Below are 8,875 nucleotides of genomic sequence, written 5' to 3'. Positions count from 1 at the left end.
GGCCACTGCCGGGAGCGGCGGCGCTGATGCTGGCGACGCTGATCGCCGGCCTTGCGTCGGGCGGCTCGGGTTCCGGGCGCAGGGGCGCGGCGCCCGACCTCGCGGAGCTGCTGCCGCAGTGGCTGGCCGCGGCCAACGGGCACGGGTACGGGCCGCCGGTGCAGCTGCTGCCCGCCCTGCTCGACGCGGCCCGGGCGCGCACGGACCTGCGCCCGCAGGCGCTGGCGTTCGCGGGCCCGCGCGGCCTGTGGCTCGCGCGGTTCAACGCGGAGTGGAAGTTCGCCCTGCGCGGCGGCGCGGGCGGCGCGGTCCTGCCCGACCTGGCGGACCAGGACGCGGTGGTGCGGCTGTGGGAGGAGGGCCTGTTCGCCGAGCGGGTCGCGCTGCTCGCGGCGCTGCGCGCCCGGGATGCCGCGGGGGCGCGCGGGTTGCTCCTCTCGACGTGGGCCTCTGAGCGTGCAGAGGACCGGCTGATGTTCCTGGACACGCTGCGCACGGGGCTGTCGGACGACGACGAGCCCTTCCTTGAGGAGTCGCTCGGCGACCGCAGCAGGAATGTGCGCTCGACCGCGGCCGAGCTGCTCTCCGGGCTGCCGCGCTCGGCGCTCGCGGGGCGGATGGCGCGGCGCGCCGTGGCGTGCGTGGCGCTCGGCCGGTCGTGGCGCCCCTCCCTCCACGTGGAGGCGCCGTACGAGTGCGACGCGGACATGCGGCGCGACGGGGTGGCCCCGGTGCCTCCCGCGGGCCGCGGCGAGCGGTCGTGGTGGCTCGGCCAGCTGGTGGAGGCCGCTCCGCTGGACGTCTGGCCCGCGCGGCTCGGGGGCCGTACACCGGGGAAGATCGTGGCGCTGCCGGTGGCCGACGACTGGCGGCAGGAGCTGCACGCGGCGTGGTGCAGGGCGGCGATCCGCCAGCGCGACCCCGTGTGGGCCCGAGCACTGCTCGACGGCGCGCCCCCGTCCGACAGGTCGCGGCTGCTCGCGGTGCTGCCGGAGCAGGAACGGGCCTCCACCGTCGCGTCGTTCATCGCGAAGGACGGCCTCTCCGAGGCGTTCCAGCTGCTCGCGGTGTGCGCGGTGCCGTGGTCGGGGCCGCTGGGCGGCGCGGTGGTCGACGCGCTCGACATCGCGCGCGACGCGGGCAGCTATCCCTGGAGCTTCAGCGGGGTGATGGGCCTCGCGGAGCGCTGCCTCGACCCGCGCGAGGCGGACCGACTCGAACTGCTGACGGCCCCGCAGAAGGAGACCGAGGACATGTCGCCAGGCGCGGGCGGCTACTGGTCGGAGGCGTTCCGCCGCCTCGTCGCCACGCTCCGCCTGCGAGCCGCGATGCATGCCGAACTGGCGTACGGGCAGGGCGCGTTGACCAGCCCCCCGGAAGTGGACTCCCAACAGACGCGCTGACCCCGGGCCGGCACGCCCCACCCCACGTGGCCGCCCGTACGGGACGTCCACACGTACGGGGCTGCTCGACCGGCACGGCCACGCCCCGGACGCCGGGCCCCCGCGTCCCCGCGTCCGCCGGCACGCGACGGCCGAACGGCCACCGGTGCGGCCACGCCCGCGACTTCGGGCGGCGGCTGTGCGGGCGCTCAGGCACGCGGCCTCGGGCTCGGGACGCGGGCTCGGCACGCGGGCTCGGCACGCGGGCTCGGGACACGACCTCGGGACACGGCCTCGGGACACGGCCTCGGGACGCGGGGGCGTCACGCGGGCTCGGGACGCGGCCTCGGCACGCGGCCTCGGGACGCGGGCTCTCACGTCCCGCGCCGGGCGTCACGCTCCCGCGGACTCGCGGACGTTGGCGTTGACCCACTCCACGATGGACGTGGTGGTGGCGCCCGGGGTGAAGATCTCCGCGACGCCGCGCTCCTTGAGCGGCGGGATGTCGGCCTCCGGGATGATCCCGCCGCCGAAGACCTTGATGTCCGCCGCGTCGCGCTCCTTCAGCAGGTCGATGACCTTCGCGAACAGCGTGTTGTGGGCGCCGGAGAGGATCGAGAGTCCGATGGCGTCCGCGTCCTCCTGGATCGCGGTGTCGACGATCTGCTCGGGGGTCTGGTGCAGCCCCGTGTAGATGACCTCCATGCCCGCGTCGCGCAGGGCACGCGCGATGACCTTCGCCCCGCGGTCGTGGCCGTCGAGGCCCGGTTTCGCGACCACCACGCGGATCGGCCCGCTCTCACCCATCACTGCCTCCACTCACACACGACCACGACGGACCAAGTGAACGAACGTTATCCACAGCATCGCGCACCCGGCCATGAGGCGGTGCGCGGGATGGGCCAAATCACACACCGCGATTCGAACACCACCGCGACCGGCCACTCCGCCACGCCCGGAGAGGAGCCGATTGCCCCTGTCCACGGCGGCCGAACCCCGCAGAAGATTGTGAGCGCCGCATACCGGCGGGTACAGTCGCGGCCACTGCTGTCGAGGCGAGAGGAAGTTGGTGAACAACCAGCACCCCCGAGCAGGCGTCGCCGACTACGGGACCGACCCTCTCTTCGGCGCCCTCCCTGACGGCTACGACGGCCGGCAGCACGACGGCAGGCAGCAGTACGCCGACGACCAGGCGCCCGCGCATCCGTACGCCGACGACCAGGCGCCCGCGTATCCGTACACCCCCGACCCGTACGCGCAGCAGTACGGCCTGCCGTACGCCTACGGGTACGCCACCGTCACCGGCGGCGGCTGGGACGGACAGCACGCCTACGCGTACGACGCCGCGGCCGGCGCGACCGCCGTCCTCCCCCACCAGGCCCAGGGCCAGGACCCGCAGCCGCGGACTCAGCCGCAGGCGTACGGCGGCTACGCCGAGCACCCCGGCTACGAGCCCACCGTGCAGTGGACCGTTCCGGATCAGGCCCTCGCCGACCCGGTGGCCGGGCACCCCGACGCGCACCCCGGGCCCCACGCGCACCAGGAGCACGAGCCGGCGCCGGCGCCCGCCCCGTACGACGCGGGCTGGTACGCCTCCCAGGACACCCTGGTGGCCCCGCTGGTCCCCCCGGCCCCCGAGCCCGTGGAGCCGGCTGATCCGGAATCCGCGGCAGCCATGGGTCCCGAGCCCGCGGTGGCCGCGGATGCTGAGCCCACCGCACCCGACGCCGACGCGCCCTGGGCACCCTCCGTGCCCAGGCCCGGCGGCCGGAGCGCCGCACGCGCCGCGGGAGCGCGCAGCCGCCGCCGCGCGCCCGCGAAACGCTCCGCGCTGCTGACCATCGCCGTCCCCTCGGCGTGCGTGATGGGCGCGGCGGGGATCGCCGCCGCGTCGGTCACCGCGGCCGGCGGCGGTGACGACAAGCGGGACGACCTGGCGACCACGGCGGTCGCCGACCCCTCGTCCGTGCAGCCCGTCGCGGCCAACGACAGGATGGACACGCAGCTGGCGGCGCTCAGCGCCGACGCCCGCGACTTCGGGGACCGCGCGAGCCGCACGCAGAAGCGCATCGACCTCAAGGCGCGCCAGGCCGCGGAGAAGAAGAAGCGGGAGGAGGAGGCGGCCCGCAAGGAGGCCGCGCGCCCCAAGTACCTGCTCCCCGTCAAACAGCGTGGTCTGAGCGCCTATTTCGGCCAGGCGGGTGTCAACTGGATGTCCGTGCACACGGGCATCGACTTCCCGGTGATGACAGGGACGCCGGTGATGGCCGCCACCGACGGCACCGTGCGCACGCAGTGGAACAGCAGTTACGGCAACATGGTGATCGTGACCGCGCCTGACGGCACCGAGACGTGGTACTGCCACCTCAGCAGCGCCCGGGTGCGGTCGGGTTCGGTGAAGGCCGGGGACGCCATCGCGTACTCGGGCAACACCGGCAACACCACGGGACCGCACCTGCACTTCGAGGTGCGGCCGGGCGGCGGCGCGGCGATCGACCCGCTGCCGTGGCTGCGCGGCCACGGCCTCGACCCGACCTGACCCGGCACGCCGCCCGTACCCGCCCTGACGGCACGCGGGAGACCGGGGCGCGTCCCGAGGACGCGCCCCGCCTCAGCGCTCAGAGCTTCTCGACCGGCGCGTACCGCAGCAGCAGCCGCTTCGGCTTGGCTTCGCCGAAGTCGATCTCGGCCTGGGCCTCGGAGCCCGAGCCCGTCACCGCGACGACCGTGCCGAGGCCGAACTTGTCGTGCGTGACCCGGTCGCCGACTTCGAGGGCGATCACCGGGCGGTCCGTGATCTGCCCCTTCTGGCGGGAGCGGGTGCCGCCCCTGCCGCCGGAGAGCGGCGAGAACGCGCCACCCGACGACAGGGACGAGGACGACACCGGGCCCGCGGGGATCTGCGCTCCCGTGCGCTTCCAGTCCAGGTGCTGCCCCGGGATCTCTTCGAGGAAGCGGGACGGCGGGTTGTACGAGGGCTGGCCCCAGGCGCTGCGCATCGAGGAGCGGGTCAGGTAGAGCCGCTCGCGGGCGCGCGTGATGCCGACGTACGCGAGGCGCCGCTCCTCCTCCAGCTCCTTGGTCTCGCCGAGCGCGCGCATGTGCGGGAAGACCCCGTCCTCCATGCCGGTCAGGAAGACGACGGGGAATTCGAGGCCCTTGGCCGTGTGCAGGGTCATCAGCGTGATGACGCCTGAGCCGTCCTCGTCCTCGTCGGGGATCTGGTCGGAGTCCGCGACCAGCGCGACCTGTTCGAGGAACTCGGCGAGCGTGCCGCCGCCCCCGGCCGGGCCGGCGCCGCCCGCAGGAGCGGCCGCGGCTGCCGGCGCCTCTGCGTCCTCGTCGCCGGGAGCGGCCGCCGCCTCCGCCGCCTGCTCCCGCGCCTGTTCGAACTCAAGCGCCACGGAGGCGAGTTCCTGGAGGTTCTCGATGCGGGTCTCGTCCTGCGGGTCCGTGGAGGACTGCAACTCGGCGAGATAGCCGGTCCTTTCCAGGATGGCCTCAAGGACCGTAGCGGGTCCCGCGCCGCCCTCGACGACCGTCCGCAGGTCCTCCATCAGGGTGTTGAACCGCTTGACCGCGTTGGCCGAGCGCGCGGCCATGCCGTACGCCTCGTCGACCCGGGCGAGCGCCTGCGGGAAGGTGATGCGCTCGCGCTGCGCCAGCGCGTCGATCATCGCCTCGGCGCGCTCGCCGATGCCGCGCTTGGGCACGTTGAGGATGCGGCGCAGCGGCACGCTGTCCTCGGGGTTCGCCAGGACGCGCAGGTACGCGAGGACGTCGCGCACCTCCTTGCGCTCGTAGAACCGCACGCCGCCCACCACGCGGTAGGGCAGGCCGACGCGGATGAAGATCTCCTCGAAGACACGGGACTGCGCGTTGGTCCGGTAGAAGACGGCGACGTCGCCCGCCTTCGCCTCGCCCGCGTCGATCAGCCGGTCGACCTCGTCGGCGACGAACTGGGCCTCGTCGTGCTCGGTGTCCGCGACATAGCCCGTGATCTGCGCGCCCGCGCCGGCGTTGGTCCAGAGGTTCTTCGGGCGGCGGCTCGCGTTGCGCTCGATGACCGCGTTGGCCGCGCTGAGGATGGTCTGCGTGGAGCGGTAGTTCTGTTCGAGCAGGATCGTCGTCGCGTCCGGGTAGTCCTCCTCGAACTGGAGGATGTTGCGGATCGTGGCGCCGCGGAACGCGTAGATCGACTGGTCCGCGTCACCCACGACGCACAGCTCGGCCGGGTCGTACGCCTCACCGGTGGACTCGTCCACGCCTGAGGGGCCGACCAGCTCCCGTACGAGGGTGTACTGGGCGATGTTCGTGTCCTGGTACTCGTCGACCAGGACGTGCCGGAAGCGGCGCCTGTAGTGCTCGGCGACGTCGGGGAACGCCTGGAAGAGGTGGACCGCGGTCATGATGATGTCGTCGAAGTCCAGGGCGTTTGCCTCGCGCAGCCGCGCCTGGTACATCCGGTACGCCTCGGCGAGCGTCTTCTCGAAATTGTCGGCGGCCTGGTCGGCGAAGGTCTCCTCGTCGATGAGCTCGTTCTTGAGGTTGGAGACCTTGGCGGAGAAGGACTTGGGCGGATACCGCTTCGGGTCGAGCTCCAGGTCGCGGCAGACCAGCGCCATGAGCCGCTTCGAGTCGGCGGCGTCGTAGATCGAGAACGACGACGTGAAGCCGAGCTTCTTCGACTCGCGCCGCAGGATGCGTACGCACGCGCTGTGGAACGTCATCACCCACATGGCTCCGGCACGCGGGCCGACGAGCTGCTCGACGCGCTCCTTCATCTCGCCCGCGGCCTTGTTGGTGAAGGTGATGGCCAGTATCTGGCCGGGGTGCACGTTGCGCGTGGCGAGCAGGTGGGCGATGCGGTGCGTGAGCACACGCGTCTTGCCCGACCCCGCGCCCGCGACGATGAGCAGCGGAGAACCCGTGTGCACGACGGCTGCGCGCTGCTCGTCGTTGAGCCCTTCGAGCAGCGCGGCGGGGTCCACGACGGTGCGCGGGGCACCGTCGCGGTGGTACGCATCCCTGGCCGCGGGCACGTGGAACGCTCCCTCGAAGAGGTCGTCGGGCACCTGCTCGGGAGCGGTGTCCTCGGGCGGCGGAGGCTCCTCGCCCGGGGGCTGGAGGTCCGCAAGGAAATTGTCGTCAAAGAGGCTGCTCATCGCCCCCCGAGTCTAGGCCGTCCGTCCGACAGCCCGCGGGGAGTCGCCCACACCGGCCGCGGGGACGGCCGGGACCCGCCCCGGGGCCCCACGCTCCAGGTCACGGAAAAGTCTCGGGAATGTATCGGACCAATCGCGCATCGTCCTTCCCAGCGGGGGCGGGTTTGGCTAGCGTGCTCGTTCGAACGGCCGCCCCGTCCGCCCCGGGCGCCCCACCGGCACCCGCGGGGCCACCGGCCGCCGCCCCCTCTGGCGGCGCCGCCGCCAGACGCGCCCGGAAGGAGATGCCCGCCATGGCATCGCACCGCAAGCCGCACAGCAGCGGCCTCGTCCGCGCAGGATCCCCCGCCGTGGGGCTCACCACAGCCGCGCTCGCGTCCGCCGCGCTGCTCGGCACCGCCTCGGGGACCGCGACGGCGGCGCCGACCGGGCCGGGGCCCTCGATCGAGGAGGTGCAGAAGCGGGTGGACGACCTGTACCGCCAGGCGGGGGCCGCGACGGAGGACTACGACCGGGCGAAGGAGTCCACCGGCAGGCAGCGCAGGGCGCTGGACGCCCTGCTCGACGACATCGCGCGGCGCACCGACCGGATGAACGAGTCCAGACGGACGCTCGGCCTGTACGCGGCGGCGCAGTACCGGCAGGGCGCGGTCACCCCGACGGCCGCGCTGATCTTCGCGGACAGCCCGCAGTCGTACTTCGACGAGACCCACCTGATGGGCCGCCTCAGCGACCGGCAGAACGGCGTGCTCGACGACTTCCGCAGCCAGCAGGCCGCGGCGGCGAAGAAGCGCACCCAGGCGACTCAGCAGCTGAGGTCGCTGACGGCGTCCCAGGCGAAGCTCCGCGCGAGCAAGGCGCGGATCCAGCAGAAGCTCGGGGATGCGCGGGCCCTGCTCTCGCGCCTCACCGCGCAGGAGAAGGCGCGCCTCGCGGCGCTGGAGAAGCAGAAGGAGGCGGCGGCCCGCAAGAAGGCGCAGGCCAAGGCCGCGCAGGAGGCGCGCGCCCGTGCCGAGGCCAGGCGGCAGCAGGCCGCGCGGCAGTCCGCGCAGCAGCCGCCGGCCGGCACGGGCACGGGCGGCGGTACGGGCACGGGCGCGCCGCCCTCCTCCTCCACGAAGGCGGGGAAGGCGCTCGCCTTCGCCAGGGCCCAGATCGGCAAGCCGTACGTGTGGGGCGCGACGGGCCCCAGTTCGTACGACTGCTCGGGCCTGACGCAGGCGGCCTGGCGCGCCGCCGGCGTGGACCTGCCGCGTACGACGTACGACCAGGTCGACGCGGGCACCCGGGTCTCCACGGACGACCTGGCCCCGGGCGACCTGGTGTTCTTCTTCTCCGACATCAGCCACGTCGGGATGTACATCGGCGGCGGCATGATGATCCACGCGCCGCACCCCGGCGCGAACGTCCGCGAGGAGTCGATCTACTCGATGCCGATCTACGGCGCCGTGCGCCCGGCCTGACGCGCGAAGGGACCGCCGGCGGCCCCGCCCAGGCACCCGACGCGGCGCACCCCGCCCCGCGCGGCCGGATCATCCGACCAACGCCCCTGGGCGATCACTCCTCCCCCGCAGCCGGGCACCACCGGTCACAGAGCGACCATGCGGCACCACGGAACCGCCAGGGGCTCTCAGGTCACGCCAGTTCCGTTCTTCCCGATGCCGTTCCGTGACCTGGCGGCCTAGCGTCCTCTCCATGTCGACGCACCGAAAACGCGCGAAGCGCCCGCGGCCCTTCACCCTCTCCGGCTTCGCCGGGGCCGTGCTCCAGGGGTCCACGGGCCGCACCGCCACCGCCGCGACCCTGGCGCTTGCGGGCGCCGCGGGCGCCGCCGCGTCCGCCGCCCCGGCCCAGGCGGAGCCGAGCCGGACGCCCGCGCAGGTGAAGGCCGAGGTCGAAGGGCTGTACCGGCAGGCGGAGACGGCGACCCAGAAGTACGACGGTGCCAAGGAGAAGGCGGACAGGGCGCGTTCGTCGCTCGACTCGCTGCGCGACGAGGCGGCCCGCACCCAGGGCCGGCTCAACTCGGCGCGTGACGCGCTCGGTTCGGTCGTGACCGCGCAGTACCGCGCGGGCGGCCTCGACCCGTCGATGCAGCTCGCGCTCTCGCCCGACCCCGACACGTTCCTGGAGAACGCGTCGGCCGCGCAGCGCGCGGGGACGCGCAACGCGAAGGCGGTAGAACGCGTACGCACGGAGCTCACCCAGCTCGGGCGGCTGCGCACCACGTCGGACAGCAGGCTCGCCACGCTCACCGCGCAGCAGAAGCAGCTCGCGCGCCACAAGAACGAGATCCACGACAAGCTCACCGCGGCGCGGCACCTGCTC

General features: G+C 73.7%; 6 protein-coding genes. 4 read left to right on the top strand and 2 right to left on the bottom strand.

The annotated features are described in order from the left end of the window. On the top strand, window positions 1-1,403 hold a 1,403-nt coding region (locus ABEA77_RS33075; RefSeq protein ID WP_345655756.1), incomplete at its 5' end, for a DUF5691 domain-containing protein. Between the two features lie 372 nt (window positions 1,404-1,775). Here ABEA77_RS33075 and icmB read toward each other — a convergent pair. Next, window positions 1,776-2,189 (bottom strand): coenzyme B12-dependent isobutyryl CoA mutase small subunit, encoded by a 414-nt coding sequence (gene icmB, locus ABEA77_RS33070; protein WP_345655754.1) that lies wholly within the window; start codon window positions 2,187-2,189, stop codon window positions 1,776-1,778. Window positions 2,190-2,451: 262 nt separating this feature from the next. On the opposite strand from icmB, the gene ABEA77_RS33065 reads away from it, so the two are divergent. Continuing rightward, window positions 2,452-3,921 (top strand): M23 family metallopeptidase, encoded by a 1,470-nt coding sequence (locus ABEA77_RS33065; RefSeq protein WP_345655752.1) that lies wholly within the window; start codon window positions 2,452-2,454, stop codon window positions 3,919-3,921. A 79-nt stretch (window positions 3,922-4,000) separates the two neighbouring features. Here ABEA77_RS33065 and ABEA77_RS33060 read toward each other — a convergent pair whose 3' ends face one another. Further along, entirely contained in the window at window positions 4,001-6,547 is a 2,547-nt protein-coding gene (locus ABEA77_RS33060; RefSeq protein ID WP_345655751.1) for an ATP-dependent DNA helicase, read from the bottom strand. A gap of 293 nt (window positions 6,548-6,840) precedes the next feature. Here ABEA77_RS33060 and ABEA77_RS33055 point away from each other — a divergent pair, with 293 nt between their 5' ends. Further along, window positions 6,841-8,010: a C40 family peptidase gene (locus ABEA77_RS33055; RefSeq protein WP_345655749.1), complete on the top strand. Its 1,170-nt coding sequence runs from the start codon at window positions 6,841-6,843 to the stop codon at window positions 8,008-8,010. 232 nt (window positions 8,011-8,242) lie between these two features. Beyond that, the coding region (locus tag ABEA77_RS33050; RefSeq protein ID WP_425588446.1) for a coiled-coil domain-containing protein at window positions 8,243-8,875 on the top strand (633 nt) is incomplete at its 3' end.

It is taken from the genome of Streptomyces tremellae, assembly GCF_039540215.1.
GTDB lineage: Bacteria > Actinomycetota > Actinomycetes > Streptomycetales > Streptomycetaceae > Streptomyces > Streptomyces tremellae.
Note: the sequence above shows the minus strand (reverse complement) of the source record. Positions and strands in the feature narration are given on the sequence as shown.

Excerpts from the sequence above, each read along its gene's own strand:
- ABEA77_RS33060 (WP_345655751.1), bottom strand. The coding sequence starts at position 6,547 with ATGAGCAGCCTCTTTGACGACAATTTCCTTGCGGACCTCCAGCCCCCG.
- icmB (WP_345655754.1), bottom strand. The coding sequence starts at position 2,189 with ATGGGTGAGAGCGGGCCGATCCGCGTGGTGGTCGCGAAACCGGGCCTC.
- ABEA77_RS33055 (WP_345655749.1), top strand. The coding sequence starts at position 6,841 with ATGGCATCGCACCGCAAGCCGCACAGCAGCGGCCTCGTCCGCGCAGGA.